Below are 24,890 nucleotides of genomic sequence, written 5' to 3'. Positions count from 1 at the left end.
CCCGCGTCGTCGCCGCGGGCGCACCCGGCGGGGTACAGACACCGGCCCGCGCGCACGGGGCTGCTCGCTGCCGTCCCGCGCCGGGTTGCCGGCGCGGGACGGCGGGTGCGGTCAGGCGAAGTAACGGCCCTTGTCCAGGTCCTCGATGAGGCCCGGCTCGGTCGGCTGCCAGCCGAGCAGCTCGCGGGTCAGGGCGCTGGAGGCCGGCTGGTCGACGGCCAGGACCCGGCCCAGGAAACCGAAGTCCTCGGCCGGGACGGAGGCGGTCGGCAGGTTGAGGTGGCGGCCGATCATCTCGGCGATCTCGCGGACCGGGACGCCCTCGTCGGCGACCGCGTGCAGCACCGAGGCGGCCGGAGCCTGCTCGAGCGCGAGGCGGAACAGGCGCGCGGCGTCCCGGACGTGGACGGCGGGCCAGCGGCCGGTGCCGTCGCGGACGTAGCCGGAGACGCCCTTGTCCCGGGCGGCGGTGACCAGGTGGGCGATGAAGCCGTGGTCGCCGTGGCCGTGCACGGTCCGGGGCAGCCGCACGACTGACGGGCGGACGCCGCGGGCCGCTGAGTCGAGGGCAGCCTTGGCGTTCGCGTCCCGGCCGGCTCCGAGTGAGCCCGGGGCGGAGGTGTCGTGCTCGGCCGCGACCCGTCCGGGTACCGCGGCGGTGCCGGCGGTGACGACCAGGGGCTTGCCGGAACCTTCCAGCGCGGCGGCCAGCGTCTCGATGGCGCGGGCGTCGGCCTGTACGGAGGCTTCGAACCGGGTGAAGTCGTGGATGAAGGCGAGGTGGATGACGCCGTCGCAGCCGGTGGCGCCAGCGCGCAGGGCGTCCAGGTCGCCGAGGTCGCCGCGGAGCACCTCGGCTCCGGCGGCGGTGACGGCGGCGGCCGAGGAGTCGGACCTGGCCAGCCCGAGGACCTGGTGACCTGTGCCGATGAGTTCAGGGACGACGGCCGAGCCGACCCAGCCGGATGCGCCGGAAGCGCGAAGTGTTGTTCTACGGCACGGAGCCGGCGAAGGACCTGCTGGCGCGGACCGTCGCCGACGCGCCGGCCGAGGCGTCGGCGGCGGAGGCGTTGGGTACCGCCCTCGAAGCCCTGGGCGCCCAGTTCCAGGAGAATTCCGAGCGGGTCAGGCTGCGGGACGCCGTGGTGTCGGCCAACGCCGAGCTCCGGGAACGCGAGCTGATCAAGCTCGCCGGGCTCGCCGAGGCGATGGCCGGCGCGCTGCGCGACCGCGGTACCCCCGAGCCGGCCGCGAGCCTGACCGCCGAGACGGGGATCGCCGTGTTCAAGGTCGCTTTCGCGCGCTGGACCACCTCGCGGCGGTGGACGCCGATCCGGTGGCCGCGTACGAGGAGTTCAGCCGGCAGTCCCTGCTACTGGACGCCCGGATCGGGGAAGCGGCGGCCGACGCACGGGACGAGGTCCGCTGGCCCGGCCTCACCGGGTCCGAGCGCGCGCTGCGTCGGGCCGAGGAGACGCTCGTGCGCCCGGAGCTCCCGGCCCGCGCCGTGCTCGACCTGGCCGCCGAGGACGCCCGGCTGAGCACATCGCCCGTCTGTACGCCGCGCTCGGCCCGGCCCCCGACACGAGCGAATGTGATGGGCCGGAACGGTTCGGCGGCCGAATTCGGTTCACGAATTCAGAAAATTTTTCCATCATTTCTCGGGAGGGTGGGGCGAACCGGACATCGGAGGGTCTCGGGACTTCTTCCTGAACAACCCGTTGACAGCAGCGGCGAAGGGGGGATTTACTAGCGGCCAGCGCACTGAATTGCCGAATTCAGAGCATTCGTTTCATGGAGGTGACACGCATGAAGATTCTGTTTGCGATCCGCAACACGCTGAGCGGTCAGGAAAGCCTCAAGAAGAAGGCCTGGTACTTCTGGTACTAAGCCGAGGAATTCGTCCCCGCCTCCGGGCGGGGACGAGCCCGGCATTCTCCCTTCCCCGACCGACGACCCGTCAGCCCCTGCCGGCCCCGGAGACCCGCCATGCCGCTCACCGCCAGCTCGCGCACCCGCACCACGGTGTTCGCGCCGCGCCTCGCTGCCCTGCTCCGGGACCACCTGGGCCGGGACGTGTTCCGCCTGGAGCCCGACACCGTCGGAGTGGCCGGCCCCGAGGCCATGGACCGCATCCTGGCCGCCCGCCGCGCCACCGAGACCGAGCGGCCCACCTTCAAGCCGCTGCACGGCCGCTCGATAGGCCGCCCCGAGGCCGCCGCGATCATGCGGACCATCGGCGCCGACGTGCGCGCGGCCCTGAAGAATCCCATTCCGGAGAATGTCGACCTGAGCGGTCCGTGGCCGATCACCGGCCATTTCTTCCTGCGCGACCTCATTCTCGGGAACGATCCGTACCGGCTCCGGCTGCTGATGAGCCGCTATCTGGAATTGACGCCGAAACTCACCTGGTCGGTCATCGCGGCCGGCGCCGCGCTGTCCCGGCGGCCCCGGCCGGACGACCGGCTGACGGCGCTGGCCAGCCTCTTCACCGACGCCGCCGGCTACCAGGACCGCCGCTATGCGATGGGGATGTACCGGCGCGCCGCCGCCCCCGTCTGCTTCACCGTCTCCACCCTGGTGGCCAACGCGCTCTGGCTCGGTGCGCCGTTCGACGAGGACGTCTCCAACCGCAACATCATCCACGAGTCGGCCCGGCTGCTGCCGCCGTCCTGGAACATCCTGCGCTACGCCTCCCCGGAGTACCCGGCCATCGACCCGCGGATCGGGCCGGCCGACGACGTGCTGATCCTGCCGCTGCTCTCGCACCGCGACCCGGCGCTGTGGGACGCCCCGGAGAAGTTCCGCCCCGAGCGCTGGGACTCGCTCGACCCGGACACCGCTCCCGGCTACCTGCCGTTCGGCCACAGCTCCGAACGCTGCTGGGGCCGCCACATGGTGATGCCGCTGGCCGAGCTGCTGCTCGACCTGATCCGGCGTCAGGGCCTGACCGTCGACCCGGAGCAGCAACGGGCCAAGGTGCCGCTGGTCGGACTGCTCGGCGTGGAGGAGGTCCGACTGGTCGGGGGCCACCGTGGCCGCCTCTGAGCCGACCGCCGCAGCGGCCGCGCCCGTGGCTGCCACCGAGCCGACCACCCCGGCGACCGCGTCCGCAGCCGCCGCTGAGCCGAGCGGTGCGGCCGCTGCTGAGCCACCCGTCGCCGAACCGGTGCCGGTCGGCGCGGAGTTCTTCGCCCACCAGCACCAGGAGTACCGGCGCTGGCGCGAGCAGGGCGCCGTGCGGCGGGTCCGGTTCGGCGAGCCGGTGCCGATCGAGGGCTGGCTGGTCACCGGCCACGCCGCCTGCCGCGCCGCGCTGGCCGATCCCCGGCTGAGCAAGGAGGGCGCCGCCGAGCGGTACGGCGCGCTGCTCGGCAACACCGAGGGCCCCGGCGCCGGCCTGATGCGCCACATGCTCAACACCGACCCTCCCCACCACACCCGGCTGCGCCGGCTGGTCCAACAGGCCTTCACCGCCCGCCGGGTGGCCGCGCTGCGCCCCTTGGTCGAGGCCCGGGTCGACCGCCTGCTGGACGCCCTGGCGGGTCGCGCCGAGGCCGACCTGCTCGCGGACTTCGCACTGCCGCTGCCCCTCGGGGTGATATCCGACCTGCTCGGCGCACCGGCGGACGGCCGCACCGCCCTGCAGGTGCGCGGCAACGCCGAGGCCGAGGGCGACGGCGAAGTCTCGGTGCCGACCGCCGAGTCGATGCTGCGGCACATCCAGGAGCTGCTGGACCACAAGCGCGAGCACCCGGCCGACGACCTGCTCAGCGGCCTGTTGGCGGCCCGCGACGGTGACGACCGGCTGACCGGGCCGGAGATCACCTCGATGTGCTTCCTGCTGGTGCTGGCCGGCCACCAGACCACCGTCAACCTGATCGCCAACGGCATGCTCACCCTGCTCGACCACCCGGAGGAGCTCGCCGCACTGCGCGCCGACCCGAACCTGCTGGCCGGTGCGATCGACGAAGTGCTGCGCTACGAGAGCCCGTTCGCGATCGCCTCGCTGCGCTACACCACCGAGCCGGTGGTCATCGCCGGCACCAGGATCCCGGCGGGGGAGTTCGTGCAGCTCGGTCTGCTGGCCGCCAACCGCGACCCGGCCGCCTTCCCGGACCCGGATCGGTTCGACATCACCCGGGACGGTACCGGGCACCTGGCGTTCGGCCACGGCATCCACCACTGCCTGGGCGCGCCGCTGGCCCGGCTGCAGGCCGAGGTGGCGTTCGGCCGACTGTTCCGGCGCTGGCCCGCACTGCGGCTGGCCGAGCGGCCGGTGTGGCAGGAGAACCCGAGGCACCACGGACTCCTGCGACTGCCGGTGCTGCTTGGCTAGGGTCGGGGCTACCGGCGGGTAACGGCAGCGAAAGGAGTTCCTGGCTGATCCTGAGCAGGGCCACGCGCGCGGGGGGATCGCCGCCTCGGCGAAATCATGTGGTCGCACACTGAGCGCTTCACTTGGCGGGTGAGCGGTCGAGTTGGCCAGTTGAGCGTCGGCGTTCTTCCTGGTCAGCGGGTCGCGAAGCTCCCAGGTTCGTCCCAGAAGATCCCAGGTCTGTCCCACTGGCAGAGGCCGTAGACGTCATCGCTGGTCCGGCGGAGATCGCCTGGCGAGCGGGCAAACGCCGCACCTACCGGCCCTGGTTCCCTTCTCTGAACTATTCCGGTTGAGACGCCGACGTGGGTCCGGGCAGCATGATCCGACGCGGGCCCTGAGCGGTCTGCCGGCAGAAAGCCCGATTTCATCTGTTTGGGGGAATAGTGGAGGAGCCACCGTTCGGTGTGCTGCTGACGGCAAATGGGGATCAGGGACTCGAACTCGTCAAGGCGGTTCGAGCCGTGACCGGACTGAGTGCTTGGCGGAGCAAGGAGCTGCTCACAGCCGCCCCCACCACCGTCATCGATGAGACATGGTTCGAGAGAGCAGAGCAGGCAGCGAGGCGGCTCAACGGCCTCGGCGCTCGGGCCGACTTGGCCTGCAGGTGGTGTGAGCGCGTGATGTCCCCGGAGAACTGCCCGGTGGATCCAGGGCCGTGTTCCTCGCCCTATATGGCGCCGACAGGCTGCCCAGCAAGTCGTCCCAGGTCTTGATCGGGGCGACCACTGACGCAATCAGCTTCCGGCAGACAAGGATCTTCAGTCGGCGAGGCCCTCCCTGCGAAGCACCTCAAGCTCGGCCAGGCAGGTCGCGAAGTGTTTGGATCGTTTGGGGGCGATGGCGACCAGCGAGTCGAACGGAGTCGCCTCGAACCGGTGGGCGGCGATCTGCGCGAACGTGGGCAGCCGATCAATCTGGCCGAACTGCTCCACCCGGTCCCGGTGCAAGAGGAACTGGGTTTCTTCATCGCGCCGGACCAAGTGGCCGGGAACGTGGTAGAAGTCCGCGTCGGAGAACGCGGCCCTGGAGATGTTCAGCGCCCAGTCAACGTCGGAGTAGTAGGCGATGATCCCTGCCGTGAACCGGTCCCGCAGGTCCCGCGGAAGTGAGGAATTCGGCGGAGTCGCCATCAGCGGGCCGATGCTCCCGGCGAACGTCACGTGTTTGAAGACGCAACCGTTCAAGTGCAGCAGCGAGGTGATGGCCAGCCCGTCGATGCGGACGTCCTCGAATCGCACCCCGTGCGCAATGCATCGTGTTGCCCGACAGCGCTTGGCGCTGACGTCTCTGACGACCAAGCCAAGGTCCGGGTCGTCGAACTGCGCGAGCACCGATCCGTTGAAGACGCACTGATCGAGCTCGATGGCGCTGAACGTTCGGCCGCTGCCCAGCGCCTTCACGCCGACGGTCTCCTGCTTCTCCAACAGCATGGGGGATTTACCAGCTGATACGGCTCCCACGGATCCCTGGTCGCCACCAGCGACCCCACCCACGGCACCGCCGGCGAACTCAGATCCCTCGGGACATCCTCACGCTCGGTCATGGGAGGGGACGGTAGCCAGTCCGCTTTCCCTCTGTCCGAAGAACAAGGACGGAATCACCCGTAGTTCAGTCAACACGCCGGAGCCGGGGATGTGGCTGCAGTTCGACTGGGGACGAAGTGCCGGCCACTGCTGGGGGTGGCCGCCGATGCGCCGTGGCACCGCCGAAATCGTTCGGACTGCCCCGGGTGTCTGACCTCGTCGGCCGACCATTTGCCACCTGCCCCTTGTCCGGTGCGGGCCGGAACGCTAACTTGTTCTACATCGTAAACTTACGCCGTAGACAAATTGGGGGCTCCAGAGTGCCGCACACGATTGCCGTCGTTCTGCCACTGGTCTGGCTTGGTTGGCTGGTCCTCACCGAGTGGGTGCCGATGTTCCCGCTGAACGACCTGGTGCCGGGCAACCGCGGGCCGCGGCTGCTTGCCGCCGCGATCAACTACCCTTTCCCGCTGCTGATCGCGGGCGGGGTCGCGCTGGACCGCCGGTGGTCGCTGATCAGCGCGCTGGTGCTGTGTGTACTGGTGCTGACCGGACATGTAGTCAGCTGGTGGCTGCCGTACTTCGGCTTCAGCTCCGCCGCGCAGCGCGAGGTGTATCGGCGGGACTATGCCCGGACGCTGAAGATCCTGCCCGCTGAGGGGCGGGATGTGGTGATCGATGTCCAGCACATGGTGGTCGGCGTGCTGACCCTGCTGATGACCGGTGCGACCGCGGCCGCCACCATGGCTGCATGAGTACCCAGACATTCCGGCGCCGTGCCGGCCGCCCCCCGCAGATCGACGCCGACGAGATCGTCACCGCCGCAGTGGCGCTGATCGACGCCGAGGGGCTGGAGGCCCTGACCATGCGTCGACTCGGCACGGAACTGGGGGTCACGGCGATGTCGCTCTACCGCCACCTGCCCAACCGGGACGCGGTGCTGGCCGCGGTGGTCAGCCGGCTGGTCCGCGAGGTCGCCGTCGAAGTGGCGGACGGGATGCCGTGGCCGCAGGCGCTGCACCGGTTCGCCGAAAGCTACCGGCGGATGCTGCTGGCCCACCCGCATGCTGTTCCGCTGCTTGCGACCCACCCGGTGGACGAAGTCGACGGCCTGGCACTGGTCGCGCCCGTTCTGGAGCGGTTCCGCGGCGCCGGTGTCCCCGACGAGGACGCCCTGACGGCGGTACAGTCGGTCGGCGTCTACGTGCTGGGCCACGCCCTGGCTCAGGTCGGCACTCCGCCCGGTGCCTCGCGCGATCCGGGGCCCGCCGAGGTCGCCTACTACGACCAGTGGTTCACCGTCGGTCTGGACGCCTTCGTGCTCGGCCTCCACCACCGCCTTACCCCGTAGCACGACGTTCAGGGCCCAGGCACGGCGAACCGCCCTATCCGGGCCCTCGGCGCGGCCCGACGACGGCGACTGCGACCGCGAACCAGCCGCACCGTCTCCCGCCGTGCCCGGACCGCGACGACTGCCGCGGCGAGCTGCTCCAGCGCTCGTGCTGCCCGCTCGGCCGCTCGCAGGGGAACGCACCTTCCGAAGGTCCTCCTGGTGCAGAGCGCAGCGGGTTCCTTCGCCGGCCAGCCGCGCCGGCTCCAGCGTTCGACGGCGCACTCGGAGAGGCCGCCAGGCGATTCAACCTCGCCGACGGCCCGGTAGCGCGGCCGATCAGCAGGGAATGGCCTGGGCGCCGATGAGGCCCTGGCCGGTGTCGGCGGCTCGCCGCCAGGTGGGCACGAGATCGTCGAACAGGGCGGCAGCGTTCTCCTCTGATGCCTCGTCCAGGAGTTCGTGCAGCCTGCGATCGGCGGCTGCGCGTTCGGCGGGGTCGAGGGCGAGGGCGGCTTCGACGGCGGGAAGCGCGGCCCGGACCTCGTGCGGGGTGAGGACGAAGTCGCCGAACCAGCCGGGCACTGCGCTGAACCGCTCGGGCCCGAGCGCATAGGCCATGCCAATGGCGGGGTAGCCCTTGCGACAGGCCGATTTGAGGAACCGGTCGGCCTTCTCGTAGGCGCCCCAGACTTCGAAGAGCAGGTCGAGGTGGTCGTCCAGCAGGTAGGGGGCAGCCAGGTCGTGGAGCTCCAGCACGTCGGGGAGGTCCAGGCCGCCGCGCAACCAGCGCTCCAGACCTCTCCGGCCGGCGTCGGAGGCCGCCTGTGCCGCGATCAGCGGGCCGAGCACCGGAACCACCTCGTCGATCACGGAGGCGGGAACCGGCATCACGACCCAGTACCCCGTGATGCTCATGCCGCGAGCGTACGCATTCGGTGTGACAGCTCAGCAGCGGCCGTCCGCGAAGGCGACCGCCCCTACCTGTTCGAGGAGCGATTCACACCGTACTTCGACGAGGGGGTGACGCTCGCCCGCCGCCTGCCCGACAACCCCGCACGCCTCGCCCGCGCCCTCACCGACCGGTCGATGTTCCTCGTCGCGGCACGATCCTTCGAACCCGCGCACGCCGACTTCGCCGAAGCGGTCGCCCTTCTCCACGATCGCTGATCGCGCCGCCCGGTCGCCGTGTCCCCGTGCCGGGCACGAGGACGTGGGCCAGGCCGTCGCGGTGCCACCGGTGCCGGATCCCGGGCTGAAGCGGCCGGAGTCTCTGGGCGTCATCACCGGTGAGGAGCCGCCCGCGCTCTGCTCCATGAGCGACGAGACGATCTATGGCAAGACCGTGTTCACCCGGACGCTCGGACAGGGCATCGAGCACGGCTACCTCGCCGACTACCGTGTCCTGGTCCCCGTGGTTACGGACGAGGACCTGCGCGAGCTGCTCCGCCTCCCGGCCGTCGCCGACCTGCGCTCCCCGCGCAGCAACGAGGAGCTGCCGCGCCTGGCGCTGCAGATCGCGGTGCTGCGCGCGGTTGCCGACCTCGGGCTCCGAAGGGTCATCACCTTCCACTCCCGGGTGTCCGCAGCACGCGAGTTCGCCGGCAGTCTGCTGGAGGCATCGGAGCTGCTGGAGGACGCGGAACGCCCGGAGCGGATCTGGACGAAAGCCGTGGCCGGCACCGACCGCCTCAAGGACCGCCGGGCCGCGTTCGCCGACTTCAAGGCCCACACCGGTGAGGACGGCGAGGAGTGCGGCATCCTTGGTACGGATGCCCCCCGTCAGTACGGCGGCCCGGCTATCCCGGCCGGGGCACAGTGCGTTTCTGCCCGTCGTACCCGGGTTCGTGACCGCGCCCGGGCTCCAGGCCTCGGGTGGCACCATCCGGTACGCATCTTGTGCCGGGCTGCGCCTGGCCTGCTCGTTCGCTGTCCGCAGTCCCAAGGCCTCGCGCTGTGCCTGGTCCCGCTCGTCGACCGCGAGGCCTCGTGTCCGCTGCGCCGTCGGCTTCGGGGTTGCGCCGGGCGCTGGCCACGATCAGGTGGTCGGCGCCTTCGTCGTGCCGGCTGCACGTAGGCACCGCCTGCCTCCCCTCGCCCGCGCCTCGATCGGCGGGAAGGAGGGTTCGGAGCTGGAGCTGCGGGAGAAGGCCGGCCTGGACCGGCTGGAGCGCCCGGAGCGCGTACGGGACCGCGCCGCACGGGACTCGGGCCCGCTGGTGCTGCTCGCGCCGACCAAGCGGGAGCTGGCGGCCGCGTTGGTCTCCGCTCCGGACGATCCGTGGTGGGAGGTGCGGGTGCTCCACGCGAAGCTGTATCCGGTGAAGGACCGGAGGGTGTGACCTGTTGGTGTTGGTGGGCGGGGTCCGGGACGGATCGGGTGGTTCAGTGTCCGGGCGAGCCGGCCCGGCACCGGCACGGCGCGGGGTCGTGGTCGAGCAGGGTGTGGTCCAGGGACTTCACGGTGGGTCGTCCGCTGAGCAGCATGGCCTCGGTCAGCTCCTCGTGGAGCAGTGAGAGGAGGCCGTGGACGCCGTCGTAGCCGTGCGCCGCCAGGCCCCACAGGGCGGGGCGGCCGACGAGTGCCGCATCCGCGCCGAGGGCCAGCAGTTTCAACACGTCGGTTCCGGAGCGGACTTCGCCGTCCACCAGCACCGTGCAGCGGCCCGCGACGGTGTCGGCGATGGCCGGCAGGGCGTCGGCGGTGGGGAGCGCGTGGTCGAGCTGGCGGCCGCCGTGGTTGGAGCCCACGATCCCGGCGGCCCCGTGGGCGACGGCGAGTTCGGCGTCCTCGGGGGTGAGGATGCCCTTGAGGACGACCGGCAGGCGGGTGCGTTCCAGGAGCCAGTCCAGGTCGGCCCAGGTGATGGAGCGGTCGAAGTGCTCGACGGAGTGCCGGGCGATGGCGGAGGTCCCGGCGGTCGTGCGGTGGGTGGCCGCCATCAGTTCGGGGCCGATTCCGGTGGTGCTCATGCCCGGGATCGTACGGGTCTGTGAACGGTGGGCCACCGGCAGGGGCTGCTGATGAGACCGGGTTCCTGCTGCCGGGCGGGAAGCGGAGGGTGCGCGCGGACGGTGTGTGGCAGGCTCCGGAGGTCGCCGCGCGTGCCCTGAGGCCGGCGCTGTACCTGGCCGTCGCGCCGTGGGAGCTGGTGGCCGCGCTGGTGTCCGCTCCGGGCGACCCGTGGTGGGAGGTGCGGGTGCTGCACGAGAAGCTCTGCCCGCCGTGGAAGCGCGGAGCGTTTGATGGAGGTGGGCTGTGAGGTTTGTCGTCTGAAGCGTGTGGAACCGCAGGTCAGACCGCACATCGCCCTGTCCGGCCCTGACCTTCTGCAACAAGCTTTAGCGTCGCACCCAGGGCATCGACAGCGCTCCGGCGGGATCGTTCCACGACTCGACGAACCATGATGCGACGCCCCACTTCTCGCCCCACCGCGTGCGGTCCCAGTCGTAGGCGGGCGTCCACAGCGGGCGCTGCGGAGCGGGCCCCCAATCCTCCGGGTCCGGGATCACCCGCAGTTCGTCCTCGTGGGCGTAGCCGCCGGTGAGGACGGCCGCCACGAACTGTGCGAAGCCACCTTCGTGGAGGTCGAGTTTGCCGTCCAGGCCACCGCAGTCGAAGATCGCCACCGGCCACTGCTCCGGGTTCGGCCCGGTGGTCAGCCAGCAACAGTAGGCGTGGTTGCTGTTGCTGCCCCAGGGCAGCAGCCCGCCAGGGTCAGGGAAGATCGGGGTGTACTCCTGGCCCCAGAACTCGTCCTCGCACTGGACCTGTTCGCGGAACTCGCCGTCGGTCTCGGTCCGCCAGAGCGCGAAGCCGCCCGGCAGGCCGGGGTCGGTGGCCTGCGCCGGGGAGGGGATGCCCCACTCGCCGTTGAGGTTCACCGCGCCGTACAGGTCGATGAAAGCCCGGTAGTCGGAGGGGAGTTGGAGGCCGAGTTCGGCCGGGGCCAGCTCCCACGGAACCTGCGCCGGGGTGTACGCCGGCTCTCCCATGATCGCCCGCAGCCGCTCCCATGCCGCCCCGGCCATGTCCCACCCCTTTCCCGCATCCGCATGTCGAACGGGGTGAACTGTAGACGAACCCTGTGACACGGAGGGTCCGGCGCTCAGCCGTCGGATGGGCGTCCCGGGCCTGGGCGCCGCGCCCGGGACGCCCTTACACGAGCGGCCGACGGGCTGGGCCTGCGCGTCCGCGCTGGACGTGCCGGGGCTCGATCGGTGGCCAGGAGGGCGCGCTGCTGGAGCTGCGGGAGACGGCCGGCCCGGACCGGTGCCGGGGTGGGGCGCCCGCGGTCACTGGCCCTGGCCGGCGCTTCCCATCGGGCCGATCTTCACCGGGGATCCGCTGCCGTCCGTGACGGGCAGTGAGCCGGGGCCCGGCCAGGGCAGGGTGACCGACTGGGTCTCGTCCGGCGGGGTCACCACCAGGCCGGTGATCCGGACGCCGGAGCCGCCCGAGGTGTTGGCCGGGTAACTGATGCCGAAGTAGGTCGATTTGCCGTTCGTCACGACGCCCGCGACGACCGGCTCGCCGGAGCGCTTCGCGGACAACGTTCCCGCGGAGGTCTTCAGGTCGACGCCCGCGTATCCGGAGAGCGTGCAGTCCTTGCCGCTGTGGTTCTTCAGCTCGACCACGACGGTGTTGTCGGCGTCGCCGGTGATGGTGCGGTCCGCGGCGGTGATGGTCAGGTCTGCGGTCCGGCACTTGGCGGTCTTCCCGGCCCCGGTGGAGCCGGCCGGTGCGGCGGTGGGCGGCGTGCTGCGCTTCCCCGGTCCGCCCGAAGCCGGACTGCCGGAGGCCGGACCGCCGCTGGGGGAGGCGCCGGTGGACGCGGTCGGGGCGGCGGTCGGGGCGCCTTGTGTCGTGCCCGTCTCGTCGTTCTGGCAGGCGGTGAGCGAGAGGGCTGCGGCGACGGCCAGGGCGGCGAAGGCGAGCTTGCGGACGCGCACGGTGTTTTCCTCCGAGTGGGGCGGCTGGTGCTCGGTGCGAGCGGGTTTCCGAAGACCGGGACCGCCCTCCCGGACGAACCGTTCCGCCCGGGCCGCCTCCAGGACAGTGCTGTGACATGTACGGTCGGAAACCACCCGCGCCGTCGCCCCCCGTGCCGTGCCGCACCCCGCCGCCGACCTGCCCGGACGCCGGCTCACGGCGCCGCCGCGCACCGCCGACGCCGTCGCCGACCGCCGGTACAGACCCGTGACCCGGACGACCTTGACCACAGACCGCGACAACACCGCGACCACGACAGCGCGACCACGACAGCGCGACGCGCTCAGTCCCACTCCCAGTGACTGGAGTGACTGAGGTCGAGGGTCGAGGCAGCGCGGCAACCCGGCCGATCAACGTTCGACGGCACACCGGTGCCGCCGGTGGCTGTTCGCGTTCGTGGTCGGCCTCGCGGTTCCCGGAGCCTTGGTGGGCGGAGCCGGTCAGCGGCCGGCGAGGTGGCGGGAGGTGAGTTCGAGATCCTGGAGCTGGGCGGTGGTGAAGCGTCGGGCTTCCCAGATGACGGCGGCCACGTCCGCGGCCCGGGAGTGGAGCGGCGGCAGGTCGTCCGGCAGGCGGATGCCGCCGAGCGCCGCCAGGTCGGGGGCGGGGATGCCGAGCAGGCCCGCGAAGCCGGCGACCAGTTCGGGGGTCACTTCGACGGTGTCGCGGCCGATCCCGCCGATGGTGGACGCCGACAGGTAGATCCGCCCGCCGGTCACCGCGTGCAGGGCCTTGGCCGTGCACGTCCAGTTGAGGTTCCGGTTGTGCGTGAGTTCCAGGAGTACCGCGCCGAGGCCCGGCTCGTACCGGTGGTACGGCCGGTCGGTCCCGCCTCGTCCCGACCGCGGCACCAGGGGCAGTGCCCGGATCGCGTCCAGCAGCGGGCGCCGGTTCTCGGCGGGCATGACCATCGTGTTGTAGACGACCGAACTGACCGACCAGTGTGGATTACGGGAGACTGGTGTCAGGTCGTCGGGTATCGGCTGCCCGGCCAGGACGAACAGGTCGACGGCGTGCAGCCCGAGCACCGGCCCGAGGCTCCTGAGCAGCCGTTCGCTCGGCGGCCGCCCGTCGAGCACGGCCTGCAGCTCCTCCAGGTCGATGCCGGCCGCCGTCGAGAGCACGGAGGCGTCGAGCGTTCGATGCCCCATCAGGCGCGCCAGCAGCGGGCCGAACTCCAGCACTCCTGTCATTCCGTCAGCCTATCGACCTGCGCAGAGGCCGTCTGGAGCCCGCCCGGCGCCCCGTGTCGCGCCAGCGTCCGGCGCCGGCCGGGCCCGGACACCCTGGCCGATGCGCGACGTCCTACTGGCTCGCGGCTGACGGGTGGCGGTCGGCCTGGCCGACCGCCAGGCCGTCCCGCTGCGCCCTGCCCCGTCCCGCTGTCCTGGTCGGCCCGGTGCGCCCCGGTCAGCGGGCCGGGCCGGTGTCCTCGGGTAGTGCGGCCACCACGAGGGCGACGGCTTCCTCGGGGCTCGCGGTGTGTGCGACGACGTCCCCCTTGTCTCGTACGACGTATCGCCCGTCAGGGTGTGGATCGATCGAATACCCGACCCGGGCATACGGGAAATGGGCGCGTGTGGAGAACCAGAGCATGAAGTGGCTGGTGACCGATGTCAGCCGACGCAGTTCCGGCTGGGCGTAAGCCGCCTCCAGGAGCGCGAGGTTGCGGGGGCGGCGATACGGCGGCAGGCGGAGGGAGTCGAGCTTGTGACACCAAGCCAGTTCGACTGGGTCGAGCGGCTCGCGCTCGTGGGCGACGGCCCAGGCCCCGAACTGGATGAACGGGGCGACTTCCCGGGTCTGTTCGAGGTCCGCACCGCCCATCCAGGCGGCCGCGGCCCTGACCACGGCGATCAGCTCCGCAGTCACTCCGGTGGCGAGCCCACTTTCTCGGCCGGGACTTCGCCGAGGGGCTGCTCCGCATGGTGACGGTCAGATTCCCCGGTCTTCCCCTGTCGGGGTCCGCAGCCCGGCCTCGCCTCCCGACCACCCCGCCGCGACCGTCGAGGCTCCACCGCCTACCGGCCCGTCGCCGATGGCGTGCTCGTCCTCGAATGCCGTCGGACGTAGCGACTCTGGGGAAGCCCGTTCACGTGCGGATATCCGTGACCGGAGGCGACGCCCCCGCGGAGGCCGATTCTCTCGCTGGCTTGCTCCGGGCCTATCCGGAGCTGCTCGACGTGCGCCTCATCAGCCGGGCCCCGGGCCCTGGGGAGCCGGTACCGGTGCCGAACACCATCTCCGTGGTATTCGGCGAAGTCGGCGGCGTCTCGGCCCTGGCCCGGGCCTTGAGCTTCTGGCTCCGCGGACCGCGCCCCAATGCCGTCCGCCTGACGGTCCACCGTGCCGGGACGAGGCCGGTGGAGATCAACCCCCGCAAGGCCTGGGAGGAGGACATCGAGCTGTTGCTGTGCGGCCGAACTGGCAGCACGCGGTTGTGACATCAGCCCTGAGGATCCGCGATCGACTTCAGCTCTCGGCTGCTCGGCTCATCGCGGCGGGGTTCCATCGGGAAGTGGATCGGGCTCAGTAGGTACTGCTCCCGCTCGGGGCTCGGCCGGTTGGCCAGCCTGGTCACGATGGCCGCGCGCAGCTCGCGGATCAGCTGATCCAGCTCCGTCGGGCTGAGCCAGAGTGCATGTTGCCGGTAGCCCACTTGGTCGGCCACCGGGTCGGCCTGCTCGCGGTCGAGATAGGCGTTGAACTCGGCCAGCAGGGCGGTCATCGCGGTGGCGAAGGCGCGTCGGTGGTCGTCGGGGGTCAGCGATCGGATGGTCTCGGGGCTGATGACGGCTCGGTCCTGGCGCAGCCGGTAGTGCCGTTGTACCGCGCCTCGCACCCGCTGCTCTTCGGCCACCTCCAGGATTCCGCCGGCCACCAGCAGGTCGATGTGCCGGTAGACGGTGGCTTTGGAGGATTCGGGGATGCGTGCGCAGAGCTGAGTTGTCGTCAGTAGCCGTCCGCCACCCATCGCGTGCACGATCCGCAGCCGGATGGGGTGGGCGAGCAGTTCCAGGGAGTCCATGCCTAAACCTTCTCATGACTGCTACTGTTCTCAAGTATGAGAATAAATGGGGGAAGGGCTCTGGAGGTCGCGGGGGGCTTCGCCGCACTGCTGCGGACGGAGTCGTTCGCCGAGATCGTCGAGCAGTTCGCGCCACCGCTGCGCGCTGCCGTCAACGCCGACGCGCTGCGGCTCGCGTGGACGGCCGAGGCTGGCGGGCGGGGCGGGATCACGGCGATCGGAGAGCCGGTGAGCGAGCCCGGAGAGACCGACCCGGTGCGCGTGCGCATCCCGGTGACATGCGCGGACGGCGGCTTCGCCGTGGTCACGTCGGTCGGTGGTGACGGCCTGCTGCACGGCCTGCGGCTCACCTCGGACGGCGGCGCCGAGTGGCAACCGCCGCACTACGCCGACCCGGGCCGGTTCACGGAGCGAGACGTCCTGCTCGGCACCGGATCGCTCGCCGTGCCCGGGACGCTGAGCCTGCCCGTCGGCCCCGGGCCGTGGCCCGCCGTCGTGCTACTCAGTGGCGGCGGCGCGTTCGACCGGGACGAGAGCATCGGCCCCAACAAGCCGCTCAAGGACCTCGCCTGGGGGCTCGCCACGCGACAGGTGGCCGTGCTGCGCTTCGACAAGGTGACGTCCGCGCATCCGGACCGTCTGCCGCCGGACTTCACCATGGCCGACGAGTACCTGCCGCATGCGCTTGCAGCCGTCCACCTGCTGCGGCAACAGCCCGAGGTGGACCCGGGCCGGATCCACCTGCTCGGCCACAGCATGGGAGGCAAGGTGGCGCCCCGGATCGCCGCCGCCGACCCGTCGATCGCCGGGCTGGTGCTGCTCGCCGCGGATGCCCAGCCGATGCACGAGGCGGTCGTCCGGGTGGCGCGCTATCTCGCGGCGCTCGCCCCCGGTCCGGGCACGGACGAGGCGGTGGCGGCGCTGACCCGGCAGGCCGCGCTGGTGGCCGGCTCCGAACTCACCCCGGACACACCGTCGGAGCTGCTGCCGCTCGGGCTCTCCGTCCCCTACTGGCTCGACCTGCGCGCATACGACCCGGTGTCCACGGCAGCTGGACTGGCCTGCCCGATGCTGATCCTGCAAGGTGGGCGGGACTACCAGGTCACTCTCCCCGACGACCTGACGCGCTGGCAGGCCGCCCTGGCGGACCGGTCCGAGGCGGTGATCCGGATCCACCAGGATGCCAATCATCTCTTCTTCCCCGGCAGCGGCCGCGCTACTCCGGCCGAGTACACGCGACCGGGGCACGTCGAGCCGGCGGTCGTGGACGAGATCGCGACCTGGCTGGCCCGGCGCTAGAAACAGACAGGCCCTACTGGAAGGCGAATAGCGTCGCGGCCGTACAGATTCACAGGACTGTCCCTGGACGGGGCAGGTGCAGGCACCGCGATCACGCTTGCGGTGCTCTGCGACCAACGGGGAGACCTACGCCTGCGCTGCCGTCATGGCTGATCGAGCCGCTGTGGAACCAATTCGCTGACTTGCTACCGCAGCGGCCACCGTTCGATCCAGCCCACCCGCTGGGCTGCCACCGGCGCCGGATCAGCGATCGGATCGTGTTCGACAAGTTGCTGCGGATTCTCCGATTCGGCTGTTCGTATGAGGCGATCGCGGACTCCACCTGCTCGGCCACCACGATCCGAACCGCCGCGACGAGTGGATGGAGCGGGGGCTCCTTGCCCGACTGAAACAGATTGCCGGAGGTGGCACATCGAGCGCACCCACACCTGGCAGAACGCTTTCCACCGGCTCGCGCGCCGCTACGAACGACGCATCAGCGTCATCGAAGCCTTCTTCGACCTCGCCGACACGATCATCATCGTACGCAGCGTGATCCGCTGTGCCTGGGCCACCCACCGCTGGGCTACACGGTCTCGGCGCCGACCATGAACAGTCCTACCTGCGCGCCCTCTAAGTCCGCCCAGACGGGCCGCGCCCGCTGGCCCGCCTGAGTGTCAGGCCGTGGGCCACGCGCGGGGGCGGAGGCGTCTATCCGCGGTCCGGGTTGGTGATCTGGGTACGGGCGCGGGCGAGCATTTCGTCGGCCTCGGTGAGGGCGCTTGCCGCCGTCGCCGGCTGAAAGTCCTGGTCGAGGTCGGCCTGGAGAATCAGCATGAGGGCGCGGGCCGTGTCGCTGGCGGCGTTGATCAGCTGGCTTTGGCCCTCGGTGGCATCGCGGAGGTAGCGCAGCTGTCCGGCGAGTTGGCAGACCTGCCAGTACCAGATGGTGGGCAGGTTGGCGGTCATCGCGGGCAGTATGGTCGCGCGGCTGGCGGTGATTTCGGCCAGGTCCGCGCCGCTGTTCAGCAGCTGGATCTCCGCCAGCGTGGCTTCGCTGGCCAGGGCGCCGTAGGCGGCGGCCGCGAGGCTGGCCGTGCGCAGGGCGTGCTGGTCGGTCGCGGCTTCGTAGGTGTGGGCCGGGATGACGGGGTCGGCGACGTGAAGGAGCCGCAGGATCTGGGCGAAGGTCTGTGCGTCGGGTGCGCTGTGATCGGTCACGGGCGGCATTCCATAACGTCCGGGCGGTTGAGGTGTCTGCGGCGCGCGGTGGGCCATGCGTAGGCGTCCGAGCGGGTCAGGCGGTGCGTCGGAAGGTGAGGACGGCGTTGTGGCCGCCGAACCCGTGGGAGTCGCTCAGCGCCACGTCGCGGTCGGGCAGGGGTCGGGGCGTGCCGGTGACGATGTCGAGGGGGGGTGTCGTCGTCGCGAGTGCGGCAGCCGATGGTCGGGGGATGAGGCCGTGATGGAGGGTCAGGACGGTGGCGACGGCTTCCGTTCCGCCGGCTCGGTCAGCGGCCGGCCGTGGAGTGATCGGGCCGGAGGTCCGTCTTGCCCGTCATGGCCTTGCCGCGCGTCGAGCGGTCCGGACGGGGGCGGGCCTGGCGGTTCAGGGCGTGCCCATCTGACGCGAGACCGCCGAGGGCGAGTACGTGATCGTCGAGCCGGACGAGCTGGAGCAGATCTCCCCCGGCCGCTCCCGCACGATCGACATCGCCGCCTTCGTCGACCTCGCCGACGACGCACGACGCCGGCACCCACCCCATCCAACTGGTGAAGGACGACGCCCTCCTGCGGCAGGGATGGGAAGAGGTCACCCGCAGTACCGAGCCGGACGCCGTCGAGGCCCTCGACATCGCACTCGGCCGCCACCCCAAGCTGCTGCCCTACGCCCACTCCACGCCGTGCTCGGCGAGCCTGCTCGATGCCCGGGCTGTCCCGTTCCCCGCGTCCCAGCGGCGCCGTTCGAACCGACTGCGCCGTAGGGCGGCCCTGCTTCCAGGAGTTGAACGGGCAGCGCGGCCGGCGAGCGGAACGAGGGCGGCTCTGACCGCCGGTGTCTATCCTGGCGGGCGTCTTCCCCGCGCCTCCCGGGTGTTCGGATTCGTACGGGATTCGGGACTCCGCTCGCCGCCTCGGGCGGCCTGGTCGTGCTGCTTCGCGCCAGGCCGGCCCAAGCGGCGAAGTGTCTGGGGAACGTCTAGCCAACGTCCTTCCCGGCCCGACCGCGCACGGGCAATCTGACGTCAGGACGAATCACAGGGGACGTCCACGCGGCTCCACGAGGGCCGCCACCCACACTCAGGGGGTACCCATGCTCAAGCTCGGAAAGCCCAAGCGCGCCATCGCGCTCACCGCCGCCACCGTCGCCCTCGCCTGCGGGGCCACCATCGGCCTCGGCGGCACCGCGAGCGCCGACGCCGGAAGCATCCTCCAGAACGGCTGGAGCGGCAAGTGCATGGCCGTCGGCAACTGGGGCAACATCTACAACGGCGTGCCCATCCTCGAGTACGGCTGTATCGGAGCCGCCGACCAAGGATGGGGGGTGTCCTACTCCAACAGCCACCAGGGCTGGTTCTACTTCTACAACGGCAAGGACAACAACTACTGCCTGACCTACACGCCGGGCACCACCAACCAGCTCACCCTCAACCAGTGCGGCTACCAGGGCAACAACGGCACCCAGTCCCAGCTCTGGAGGACGGGGACCTACTGGGTCAACGGCCAGGCCTACCCGGAGTACATCGACTACGCCGACGGCAACTGCATCTCGGTTCCGGGCAACAACCAGGGCGACCTGGCCCCGATCAACGTGTGGCCGTGCGGCGGCTACCTCGACCAGCACTGGTACCTCGGCGGCTACAACTAGGCCGACCGCTTCCGACCTGACGGCGCGACGGAGGGGAAGCAGCTGCCCACCTGGACGGGTAGCGGCGCGAACAGGGGCGACGCGAGCACGAACGCGGAGCCCGAGGCGGAAGGTACGGGGCCGCAGGCGACCGCCGACGAGTCGACGACGGAGCCCGGCGAAGCCGAGGCCCCTGGGGCGAGTATCGGGTCGTGATCAATCTTGTGGTCTTGCCCTCACCTCAGGGTCTGATCCGGTAGATCGTCTTGCATGACGCAAGTGCAACTGACCGACGAAGAGCGGGAGTTCATCGGGCCGTACCTGCCGATCGGCGAGTACGGCCCGTACCCTGAGCGCCTGCGGCAGCAGTTCGAGGGCGTGATCTGGCGTTTCAAGACCGGTGGGCAGTGGCGGGAGATGCCGCAGGAGTTCGGCGCCTGGTCGACCGTCTCCAACCGCTTTCGGCAGTGGCGTGACGCCGTCCGCGCAGGTGGGCCCGGAACCGCGATCACGAACGGTCGCGGCTGCCGTACCCGTCTCATGGGCATCCAGAGCAATCGGTTGTCCCATGAGCGCCGCGCCAAGGCAGAATGAGCGCATGGCAACTTGAAGAGCGACGGCCGGCCGGAAGTCCTGGCGTCAGAGGGGGAGCGGCTGGTCCGTCCGCGACGGTGACCGCTGGATCTGCCTCGTGTGTCACGAGCCTGTCCGCTCCTACCAGTACCGATTCCATCCGCCCGAGTCCTCCAGCTTCGAGCGTTGCATCGGGTTTGCCTGGTGCTCGGGGTGCCGGATCTACTCGGGCGACATGGTCCACGTTCCTCGCAAGCGCGTCCTGCTCGACGCCCTCGCCTCGCTACCTGCCGATGACCGCGACCGGTTGCTCCGGAAGGAGGCTGCACTGGTCGACTATCTCGACAGCCGAGGCCTCGGCCGGCACTGACCCGAGCCCCCGCCCTTCGGCCGTCGTGCTCGGCGCCATCACCGTCCAGCCCCGATGCGTGACCCTCCACGCCACCACGACCAGCGGTCAGGCAGCGTGGAGGACGCGCTTGCGCAGGGCGACCTCGTCGACGCCCAGAACGCGCGGCACCGCGTGCGCCCGATCCGCAGGGCGCGATACCAGTTTTCACGTGCCGCCGACAGTGGGCGCCCAGGAGGGCGCCGCGCCCTTCGCGGAGGACCGAGTCGGGCGGGGCGCTCCGTCAGGCGGGAACGTTCTTGATGACAGCGTCGGTCAGCGGCGAGAGCTGATCGGACAGCTTGTCGAGGTCTGCGGTCCGGCCGTCGGACCACTGGGCCGAACCGACGACCACGCCGCGCCCGTAGGCTGCGAAGCCCTGCACGCGGCCGCTGTCGGCCGGCAACCGGCGCAGACCCGAATCCGTGGGCGGGACATGGACGGCGACCTGGAAGGAGTCGGCGTGGGAGCTGAGAAAGCTCACCAGGTGCACGCCGTCGCCCTGGTCCGCCATGGTGAACAGCGCCACGTTGTACTGGTTGCCTTCGGCGTCCTTGTACAGCGCCAGGTTGACTCCGAGACAGCCGTGGCCCTGCGTGATCAACCCGGCGAGGGTCGGCGCCACGGTGTCCGGGCCGGTGCAGTTCGAGCGCGCCACGCTCGCCACCAGCGTGTACCCCTGGACCTGCGCCGGAAGGACGGACAGCGGCATCGCCGAGACCGGAGCGCCGGATGCCGTCGACGAAGCACTGATCGACGGCGTCGCCACCTGCGGCGAGCGATCGGACGATGCCGGCGCAGCCAGCGCGGGCGGTGCGGCCGGTGCAGGGCTCGACGGCCGGAGCAGGTACGCCCCCGCGCCCGCTGCCACCAGCAGTGCAGCGGCCACCGGAAGCAGCAGCCGACGTCGCGCGTTTCGTCGCACGGGCGGGCGCGCCTGTTCGGCGACACTCGGCTCCCGCACCGCGTTGTTCTTCTCAAACTCCTTGACGAACTCTTCCCACGAGTCGTCACCGGATCCACCCATGCTCACAGCTTCCACACCTTAATGATCACCGCCACCGTTGGGAAGCCGCGCCCCGTGCCGTCGCCGGTGCTGGTCCTGCCGAACCGGATGGTGCAGCCGTGCCGCCGGAGTCATCGGGCGGTCAAACTTCGCTGAGACTGCTCAAACTCCGTTGAGGCGGGTCCCCTGGCACCGCGTCCGAGGGCTGATCGCGGGAACCGGGTTGAGGTCACAGCAATCGGTCGACCAACCCGTCGATGTAGTCCGGGGTGAGCGGGCCCATGCCGAACAAGACGCGGATATACATCGGGGCCAGGATGTGATCCAGCACGCCGAACGCGTCGGGTGCGTGCTCGCCACGGTCGCGGGCGCGATCGAGCATGGACTGCAGTTGCCGCATGCGTTCGGCGCGGAGGACGTCAGCAGCCTGCAGGCCCCGCTGACCGTTGCTCGACAGGGCGACGGCCAGGCGCACCACCGCCAGACCGTCGGGTCCGGTGATCTCGCGGGCCACGTTGGCCGCGTAAGTGCGCAGGTCGCCGGCCAGGCTCCCGGTGTCGGGCATCGGCGACTGCGCATTGAGGCGGGTGAGCGCCACATCGGTGAGCAGGGTTTCCAGGTTGCCCCACCGGCGGTAGATGCTGCTGTCGGCTACGCCCGCGCGGGCTGCGACCTCGCCGACGGTGAAGTTTCCGTAGCCGCGCTCGCTGATCAGGTCGGTGACGGCCTGGTGCACCTCCGCGCCGACGCGGGCGCTGCGCCCGCCGGGCCGCCGGACTCGCTGTCGATCGTTCATACCCCCACCTTAACGCAGTCGTGACTTGCGTTTGCGAGGCGGCCCTCCCTATAGTCTCCTAACGCAGTCGCTGGCTGCGTTAGAGCGCTCAGGCATATCACCACCCGCGTCAACCGTGGCCGGGAGCAACTAACGATTGAGAGGAATCCCCATGGCTGCATCGCATGCGGCGGCCGTAGGCAGTCGATCAAACCGGGCCGTACTGCTCACGGTGACCTGCCTCGGCCAATTCATGGTCCTGCTCGACAACACGATCGTTGGAGCGGCGCTGCCCGATATGCAGCACCGGTTACACACTCAGTTGACCGGTCTGCAATGGATCGTCGACGCGTACGTACTGCTGGTCGCCATGCTGCTGCTGTCCGGCGGTATCTTCGCCGACCGGTTCGGCCGCAAGCGGGTGTACCTGACCGGCGTGGCGGTGTTCACCGCCGCGTCGGTGCTGTGCAGCCTCGCGCCCTCGCTCGGCTGGCTGGTCGCCGGCCGGGTGCTGCAGGGCATCGGGGCCGCGGCGCTGAGCCCTGCCTCGCTCGTCCTGCTCGCCGCCGCCTATCCCGTGCCGCAAGAACGAATCAAGGCGATCGGGCTGTGGGCCGGATTCAGCGGAATCGGTCTGGCCGCAGGCCCCGTGGCCGGCGGCGTGCTGACGGACGCCTTCGGCTGGCCCGCCATCTTCCTGGTGAATCTGCCCATCGGCGTGGTCCTTCTGCTGGTCGGTCTGCGCAGCCTTGAAGAGACCCGCAATCCGAGCGCCCCCGCGATCGATGTCCCGGGGACGGTGCTGTCCGTTCTGGGGGTGGGGGTGCTGACCTACGGCCTGATCGAGGGTGGTGCCCGCGGCTGGACGTCGCCGGTGATCCTGGGCAGCTTCACCGCCGCGGTGATCCTCCTCGCCGCCTTCGTCGCCGTCGAAGCGCGTCGTTCCGCGCCGATGCTGCCGCTGCGGCTGTTCCGGCAGCGCCTGTTCACCGTGTCCAACACCGCCATGGTCGTGGTGGGGTTCGCGCTCATGGGTTCGTCGTTCTTCTTCTCCCAGTTCTTCGTGTACGTCCAGGGCGGCTCGATCCTGCGCGCCGGCCTGCAGACCCTGCCGGTATCCCTCGCCATGGTGATCGTCAGCCCGTACGCGGGCCGGCTCGCCGCCCGGTACGGCTTCCGAATCGTGGTTACCACCGGTCTGGTCCTGGCCGGCCTGGGACTGCTGGCGCTCGGTATGGTGCACGCCGACACCGGCTACGGGAACGTGTGGTGGCGGCTGGGAGTCGTCGGCATCGGCTTCGCCTTGACCATGTCCCCACTGACGGGAGCCGCCATCCAAGCAGTCAGCCCGCAGGAAGGCGGCCTCGCATCAGGCATCAGCAGCACCACCCGGCAGATCGGCGCGGTGCTCGGCGTGGCGGTACTCGGAGCTATCGTCCGCACCCGGCAATCCGGCGGCGCCTCCTTCGAGACCGGCCTCAACAGCGCCTTCGTCGCGGCTGGCGCCATCACATTGGCCACCGCCGTGTTCACCGGCCTGTGGCTGGCGAGGGCCAAGCCCGCGGAAGGCTCCGTGGCGCCGCAACGTTCCACCGATCCAGATGCGGTCACCACCTCGAACATGGCATCCGCGAACAGCCGTTGACAACAACAACCGCCTCGGCTGGGAGGTGTCCCGCTGGAGGCTCCTCCAGCGGGACACCTCCCAGCACACACCGGGATGACGCCCTGGGTCCACTGGAGAGGAACCGCCTCCACGATGCCGCCCGTTCCCGCTGACCCCACCGTGCTCCACCCGAGCCGCTGCTCGCCGTTCGCCGCGGAGAACGAGTGGGCTGTCGCCCACCGAGTCGTCGCTGACAACCCGGACGTCTCCGTCATCGCCCCGCCGCTGCGCGAGCTGATCACCGCCTGCCTGCACAAGGAGCCCGATCAGCGCCCGACACCGGTAGATGTGCGGGAACGGTGCGAGGAGGAACTGGGCAGGGCGCTCGGTCCGGGCCGGCACCGGCAGGGCCAACCCGGCGGTCAGGGCCAGCCCCGCGGCCAAGGCCCGCACCCGCACCCACGGCCCGGGCCGGGGTCCACTGCTTTCGGACTCCGCGCCGTGAACTGCGGTCTCATCCGCGCAATCGTGTAGACGACGGGCCAGACGCGTCGCTCTCTCCTCGCAACCGGCGCCACGGCCCCGCGCCCCGACGGCGAGCTGTGATGGCCGGGGATCGGCGATACACCAGCGGCTGGAACACCGGTGACCAGGTGCAGGGCAACGTGGACGGCTCGCTGCTCGACCTGTGGAACAACGTGGACGGCGGCTGGAACAGCACCATCAGCCTGCTGACCACCACCACCCCCTTCACCTTCGCCGCCTACTGGGCCAACCGGGCCGCCGCCGTGCCCCCGCTGGCCACCAGCGGAGCCGCGCTCAGCTACCTGGCCAACCACACCATCGACTACGGCCCCACCATCGTGGCCGACAACCAGTACCACGCCCTCACCAACGGCGGCGGCCTGGCCCTGGAACACGCCGGCCAGTGCGCCACCACCACCACCACCAACGTCGTCGCCGACCTCAACACCTACGACCCCACCCACGCCTCCGAGCGCAGCGTGCCCTCGCGGCCCTCGGTGAAGCGGTGGGTGATCTCCGGGATCAGGTTGAACGGCCCGTAGGCGTCGCCCCGCGTACGGGCGTCGGCGAGGAACGCGAGGTGGGTGCGTACGACGGCGAGCTGGTGCCACAGCGTGTACTTGAACGCGGTCTCGG

At 70.7% G+C, this 24,890-nt stretch carries 30 protein-coding genes and 2 pseudogenes; 19 read left to right on the top strand and 13 right to left on the bottom strand.

The features are described 5' to 3' along the window. Positions 1-111: 111 nt before the first annotated feature. The gene (locus ACH4E7_RS33940; RefSeq protein ID WP_396253014.1) at positions 112-930 is read right to left on the bottom strand and encodes an SDR family oxidoreductase; all 819 of its coding nucleotides are present in this window, start codon (positions 928-930) and stop codon (positions 112-114) included. Between the two features lie 53 nt (positions 931-983). Here ACH4E7_RS33940 and ACH4E7_RS33935 point away from each other — a divergent pair, with 53 nt between their 5' ends. The 5 genes from ACH4E7_RS33935 (at position 984) to ACH4E7_RS33915 (ending at position 5,094) form a co-directional block, all read left to right on the top strand. Then, a complete protein-coding gene (locus tag ACH4E7_RS33935) occupies positions 984-1,541 on the top strand; it encodes a hypothetical protein (protein ID WP_396252995.1) in 558 nt (185 codons plus the stop codon). 253 nt (positions 1,542-1,794) lie between these two features. After that, positions 1,795-1,890: a tryptorubin family RiPP precursor gene (locus ACH4E7_RS33930; RefSeq protein ID WP_396252994.1), complete on the top strand. Its 96-nt coding sequence runs from the start codon at positions 1,795-1,797 to the stop codon at positions 1,888-1,890. A gap of 99 nt (positions 1,891-1,989) precedes the next feature. Further along, positions 1,990-3,048, top strand: a complete 1,059-nt coding sequence (locus ACH4E7_RS33925; RefSeq protein ID WP_396252993.1) for a cytochrome P450 — start codon at positions 1,990-1,992, stop codon at positions 3,046-3,048. After that, the gene (locus tag ACH4E7_RS33920; protein WP_396252992.1) at positions 3,035-4,339 is read left to right on the top strand and encodes a cytochrome P450; all 1,305 of its coding nucleotides are present in this window, start codon (positions 3,035-3,037) and stop codon (positions 4,337-4,339) included. Before ACH4E7_RS33925 ends, ACH4E7_RS33920 begins: the two co-directional genes overlap by 14 nt. A gap of 425 nt (positions 4,340-4,764) precedes the next feature. Further along, a complete protein-coding gene (locus tag ACH4E7_RS33915) occupies positions 4,765-5,094 on the top strand; it encodes a ribosomal protein L7/L12 (RefSeq protein WP_396252991.1) in 330 nt (109 codons plus the stop codon). Between the two features lie 45 nt (positions 5,095-5,139). Here the strand turns inward: ACH4E7_RS33915 and ACH4E7_RS33910 are convergent, their stop codons facing one another. Then, positions 5,140-5,811 carry a hypothetical protein gene (locus ACH4E7_RS33910; protein WP_396252990.1) on the bottom strand — a complete coding sequence of 224 codons (672 nt, stop codon included), beginning with the start codon at positions 5,809-5,811 and terminating at the stop codon, positions 5,140-5,142. A 365-nt stretch (positions 5,812-6,176) separates the two neighbouring features. On the opposite strand from ACH4E7_RS33910, the gene ACH4E7_RS33905 reads away from it, so the two are divergent. Beyond that, positions 6,177-6,659, top strand: a complete 483-nt coding sequence (locus ACH4E7_RS33905) for a hypothetical protein (RefSeq protein WP_396252989.1) — start codon at positions 6,177-6,179, stop codon at positions 6,657-6,659. Further along, the gene (locus ACH4E7_RS33900; RefSeq protein ID WP_396252988.1) at positions 6,656-7,255 is read left to right on the top strand and encodes a TetR/AcrR family transcriptional regulator; all 600 of its coding nucleotides are present in this window, start codon (positions 6,656-6,658) and stop codon (positions 7,253-7,255) included. Before ACH4E7_RS33905 ends, ACH4E7_RS33900 begins: the two co-directional genes overlap by 4 nt. Positions 7,256-7,573: 318 nt before the next feature. Here the strand turns inward: ACH4E7_RS33900 and ACH4E7_RS33895 are convergent, their stop codons facing one another. Continuing rightward, positions 7,574-8,152, bottom strand: coding sequence for a hypothetical protein (locus ACH4E7_RS33895; protein WP_396252987.1), 579 nt, complete (start codon positions 8,150-8,152; stop codon positions 7,574-7,576). Between the two features lie 105 nt (positions 8,153-8,257). On the opposite strand from ACH4E7_RS33895, the gene ACH4E7_RS33890 reads away from it, so the two are divergent. The 3 genes from ACH4E7_RS33890 to ACH4E7_RS33880 all read left to right on the top strand — a co-directional run bounded on the left by ACH4E7_RS33890 (position 8,258) and on the right by ACH4E7_RS33880 (position 9,576). Next, the gene (locus tag ACH4E7_RS33890) at positions 8,258-8,404 is read left to right on the top strand and encodes a hypothetical protein (protein WP_396252986.1); all 147 of its coding nucleotides are present in this window, start codon (positions 8,258-8,260) and stop codon (positions 8,402-8,404) included. A gap of 145 nt (positions 8,405-8,549) precedes the next feature. Continuing rightward, the gene (locus ACH4E7_RS33885) at positions 8,550-9,311 is read left to right on the top strand and encodes a hypothetical protein (protein WP_396252985.1); all 762 of its coding nucleotides are present in this window, start codon (positions 8,550-8,552) and stop codon (positions 9,309-9,311) included. Continuing rightward, positions 9,295-9,576, top strand: coding sequence for a hypothetical protein (locus ACH4E7_RS33880; RefSeq protein ID WP_396252984.1), 282 nt, complete (start codon positions 9,295-9,297; stop codon positions 9,574-9,576). Before ACH4E7_RS33885 ends, ACH4E7_RS33880 begins: the two co-directional genes overlap by 17 nt. A gap of 43 nt (positions 9,577-9,619) precedes the next feature. On the opposite strand, the gene ACH4E7_RS33875 is transcribed toward ACH4E7_RS33880, so the two are convergent. Then, positions 9,620-10,207: an alpha-hydroxy acid oxidase gene (locus ACH4E7_RS33875; RefSeq protein ID WP_396252983.1), complete on the bottom strand. Its 588-nt coding sequence runs from the start codon at positions 10,205-10,207 to the stop codon at positions 9,620-9,622. 89 nt (positions 10,208-10,296) lie between these two features. On the opposite strand from ACH4E7_RS33875, the gene ACH4E7_RS33870 reads away from it, so the two are divergent. Continuing rightward, positions 10,297-10,497, top strand: coding sequence for a hypothetical protein (locus ACH4E7_RS33870; protein WP_396252982.1), 201 nt, complete (start codon positions 10,297-10,299; stop codon positions 10,495-10,497). A gap of 79 nt (positions 10,498-10,576) precedes the next feature. Here the strand turns inward: ACH4E7_RS33870 and ACH4E7_RS33865 are convergent, their stop codons facing one another. The 4 genes from ACH4E7_RS33865 to ACH4E7_RS33850 all read right to left on the bottom strand — a co-directional run bounded on the left by ACH4E7_RS33865 (position 10,577) and on the right by ACH4E7_RS33850 (position 14,099). Further along, on the bottom strand, positions 10,577-11,266 hold the full coding sequence (locus ACH4E7_RS33865) for an SMI1/KNR4 family protein (RefSeq protein WP_396252981.1): 690 nt from the start codon (positions 11,264-11,266) through the stop codon (positions 10,577-10,579). A gap of 264 nt (positions 11,267-11,530) precedes the next feature. Next, entirely contained in the window at positions 11,531-12,187 is a 657-nt protein-coding gene (locus ACH4E7_RS33860) for a DUF4232 domain-containing protein (protein WP_396252980.1), read from the bottom strand. A gap of 480 nt (positions 12,188-12,667) precedes the next feature. Next, positions 12,668-13,420, bottom strand: coding sequence for a hypothetical protein (locus ACH4E7_RS33855; RefSeq protein WP_396252979.1), 753 nt, complete (start codon positions 13,418-13,420; stop codon positions 12,668-12,670). Positions 13,421-13,637: 217 nt separating this feature from the next. Continuing rightward, complete coding sequence (locus ACH4E7_RS33850) at positions 13,638-14,099, bottom strand: DUF6193 family natural product biosynthesis protein (protein ID WP_396252978.1); 462 nt, start codon at positions 14,097-14,099, stop codon at positions 13,638-13,640. Positions 14,100-14,152: 53 nt separating this feature from the next. Here ACH4E7_RS33850 and ACH4E7_RS33845 point away from each other — a divergent pair, with 53 nt between their 5' ends. Further along, positions 14,153-14,671 carry a hypothetical protein gene (locus tag ACH4E7_RS33845; RefSeq protein WP_396252977.1) on the top strand — a complete coding sequence of 173 codons (519 nt, stop codon included), beginning with the start codon at positions 14,153-14,155 and terminating at the stop codon, positions 14,669-14,671. A 2-nt stretch (positions 14,672-14,673) separates the two neighbouring features. Here ACH4E7_RS33845 and ACH4E7_RS33840 read toward each other — a convergent pair whose 3' ends face one another. Further along, entirely contained in the window at positions 14,674-15,255 is a 582-nt protein-coding gene (locus ACH4E7_RS33840) for a helix-turn-helix domain-containing protein (protein ID WP_396252976.1), read from the bottom strand. A gap of 36 nt (positions 15,256-15,291) precedes the next feature. Between ACH4E7_RS33840 and ACH4E7_RS33835 the strand changes: the two genes are divergently transcribed. Both ACH4E7_RS33835 and ACH4E7_RS33830 read left to right on the top strand, forming a co-directional pair. Continuing rightward, a complete protein-coding gene (locus ACH4E7_RS33835; RefSeq protein WP_396252975.1) occupies positions 15,292-16,554 on the top strand; it encodes an alpha/beta hydrolase family protein in 1,263 nt (420 codons plus the stop codon). A 107-nt stretch (positions 16,555-16,661) separates the two neighbouring features. Continuing rightward, a pseudogene (locus ACH4E7_RS33830) lies at positions 16,662-16,951 on the top strand (transposase); the annotation flags it as partial. Positions 16,952-17,244: 293 nt separating this feature from the next. Here ACH4E7_RS33830 and ACH4E7_RS33825 read toward each other — a convergent pair. Together ACH4E7_RS33825 and ACH4E7_RS33820 are read right to left on the bottom strand one after the other, a co-directional pair. Continuing rightward, the gene (locus tag ACH4E7_RS33825; RefSeq protein ID WP_396252974.1) at positions 17,245-17,754 is read right to left on the bottom strand and encodes a hypothetical protein; all 510 of its coding nucleotides are present in this window, start codon (positions 17,752-17,754) and stop codon (positions 17,245-17,247) included. Between the two features lie 290 nt (positions 17,755-18,044). Then, positions 18,045-18,290: a hypothetical protein gene (locus tag ACH4E7_RS33820; RefSeq protein WP_396252973.1), complete on the bottom strand. Its 246-nt coding sequence runs from the start codon at positions 18,288-18,290 to the stop codon at positions 18,045-18,047. A 557-nt stretch (positions 18,291-18,847) separates the two neighbouring features. Here ACH4E7_RS33820 and ACH4E7_RS33815 point away from each other — a divergent pair. The 3 genes and pseudogenes from ACH4E7_RS33815 to ACH4E7_RS33805 all read left to right on the top strand — a co-directional run bounded on the left by ACH4E7_RS33815 (position 18,848) and on the right by ACH4E7_RS33805 (position 20,324). Further along, positions 18,848-19,402: an RICIN domain-containing protein gene (locus ACH4E7_RS33815; RefSeq protein WP_396252972.1), complete on the top strand. Its 555-nt coding sequence runs from the start codon at positions 18,848-18,850 to the stop codon at positions 19,400-19,402. A 249-nt stretch (positions 19,403-19,651) separates the two neighbouring features. Next, positions 19,652-19,900, top strand: a pseudogene (locus tag ACH4E7_RS33810) (transposase); the annotation flags it as partial. A gap of 289 nt (positions 19,901-20,189) precedes the next feature. Continuing rightward, positions 20,190-20,324, top strand: coding sequence for a hypothetical protein (locus ACH4E7_RS33805; protein WP_396252971.1), 135 nt, complete (start codon positions 20,190-20,192; stop codon positions 20,322-20,324). Between the two features lie 262 nt (positions 20,325-20,586). Here the strand turns inward: ACH4E7_RS33805 and ACH4E7_RS33800 are convergent, their stop codons facing one another. Both ACH4E7_RS33800 and ACH4E7_RS33795 read right to left on the bottom strand, forming a co-directional pair. Then, positions 20,587-21,384, bottom strand: a complete 798-nt coding sequence (locus ACH4E7_RS33800) for a hypothetical protein (protein ID WP_396252970.1) — start codon at positions 21,382-21,384, stop codon at positions 20,587-20,589. Between the two features lie 193 nt (positions 21,385-21,577). After that, complete coding sequence (locus tag ACH4E7_RS33795) at positions 21,578-22,144, bottom strand: TetR/AcrR family transcriptional regulator (protein WP_396252969.1); 567 nt, start codon at positions 22,142-22,144, stop codon at positions 21,578-21,580. A gap of 151 nt (positions 22,145-22,295) precedes the next feature. On the opposite strand from ACH4E7_RS33795, the gene ACH4E7_RS33790 reads away from it, so the two are divergent. Together ACH4E7_RS33790 and ACH4E7_RS33785 are read left to right on the top strand one after the other, a co-directional pair. Beyond that, the gene (locus ACH4E7_RS33790) at positions 22,296-23,768 is read left to right on the top strand and encodes an MFS transporter (protein ID WP_396252968.1); all 1,473 of its coding nucleotides are present in this window, start codon (positions 22,296-22,298) and stop codon (positions 23,766-23,768) included. Between the two features lie 566 nt (positions 23,769-24,334). After that, a complete protein-coding gene (locus ACH4E7_RS33785; protein ID WP_396252967.1) occupies positions 24,335-24,796 on the top strand; it encodes a hypothetical protein in 462 nt (153 codons plus the stop codon). Positions 24,797-24,890 lie beyond the last annotated feature (94 nt).

The sequence above is a fragment of the Kitasatospora sp. NPDC018058 genome (genome assembly GCF_044327205.1).
Taxonomy (GTDB): domain Bacteria; phylum Actinomycetota; class Actinomycetes; order Streptomycetales; family Streptomycetaceae; genus Kitasatospora.
Note: the sequence above shows the minus strand (reverse complement) of the source record. Positions and strands in the feature narration are given on the sequence as shown.

Coding starts and splice junctions, on each gene's coding strand:
- ACH4E7_RS33795 (WP_396252969.1), bottom strand. CDS start 22,144: ATGAACGATCGACAGCGAGTCCGGCGGCCCGGCGGGCGCAGCGCCCGC.
- ACH4E7_RS33900 (WP_396252988.1), top strand. CDS start 6,656: ATGAGTACCCAGACATTCCGGCGCCGTGCCGGCCGCCCCCCGCAGATC.
- ACH4E7_RS33845 (WP_396252977.1), top strand. CDS start 14,153: ATGGTGACGGTCAGATTCCCCGGTCTTCCCCTGTCGGGGTCCGCAGCC.
- ACH4E7_RS33910 (WP_396252990.1), bottom strand. CDS start 5,811: ATGCTGTTGGAGAAGCAGGAGACCGTCGGCGTGAAGGCGCTGGGCAGC.
- ACH4E7_RS33785 (WP_396252967.1), top strand. CDS start 24,335: ATGGCCGGGGATCGGCGATACACCAGCGGCTGGAACACCGGTGACCAG.
- ACH4E7_RS33815 (WP_396252972.1), top strand. CDS start 18,848: ATGCTCAAGCTCGGAAAGCCCAAGCGCGCCATCGCGCTCACCGCCGCC.
- ACH4E7_RS33925 (WP_396252993.1), top strand. CDS start 1,990: ATGCCGCTCACCGCCAGCTCGCGCACCCGCACCACGGTGTTCGCGCCG.
- ACH4E7_RS33855 (WP_396252979.1), bottom strand. CDS start 13,420: ATGACAGGAGTGCTGGAGTTCGGCCCGCTGCTGGCGCGCCTGATGGGG.
- ACH4E7_RS33790 (WP_396252968.1), top strand. CDS start 22,296: ATGGCTGCATCGCATGCGGCGGCCGTAGGCAGTCGATCAAACCGGGCC.
- ACH4E7_RS33840 (WP_396252976.1), bottom strand. CDS start 15,255: ATGGACTCCCTGGAACTGCTCGCCCACCCCATCCGGCTGCGGATCGTG.
- ACH4E7_RS33865 (WP_396252981.1), bottom strand. CDS start 11,266: ATGGCCGGGGCGGCATGGGAGCGGCTGCGGGCGATCATGGGAGAGCCG.
- ACH4E7_RS33835 (WP_396252975.1), top strand. CDS start 15,292: ATGAGAATAAATGGGGGAAGGGCTCTGGAGGTCGCGGGGGGCTTCGCC.
- ACH4E7_RS33805 (WP_396252971.1), top strand. CDS start 20,190: ATGGTCCACGTTCCTCGCAAGCGCGTCCTGCTCGACGCCCTCGCCTCG.
- ACH4E7_RS33895 (WP_396252987.1), bottom strand. CDS start 8,152: ATGAGCATCACGGGGTACTGGGTCGTGATGCCGGTTCCCGCCTCCGTG.
- ACH4E7_RS33875 (WP_396252983.1), bottom strand. CDS start 10,207: ATGAGCACCACCGGAATCGGCCCCGAACTGATGGCGGCCACCCACCGC.
- ACH4E7_RS33930 (WP_396252994.1), top strand. CDS start 1,795: ATGGAGGTGACACGCATGAAGATTCTGTTTGCGATCCGCAACACGCTG.
- ACH4E7_RS33885 (WP_396252985.1), top strand. CDS start 8,550: ATGAGCGACGAGACGATCTATGGCAAGACCGTGTTCACCCGGACGCTC.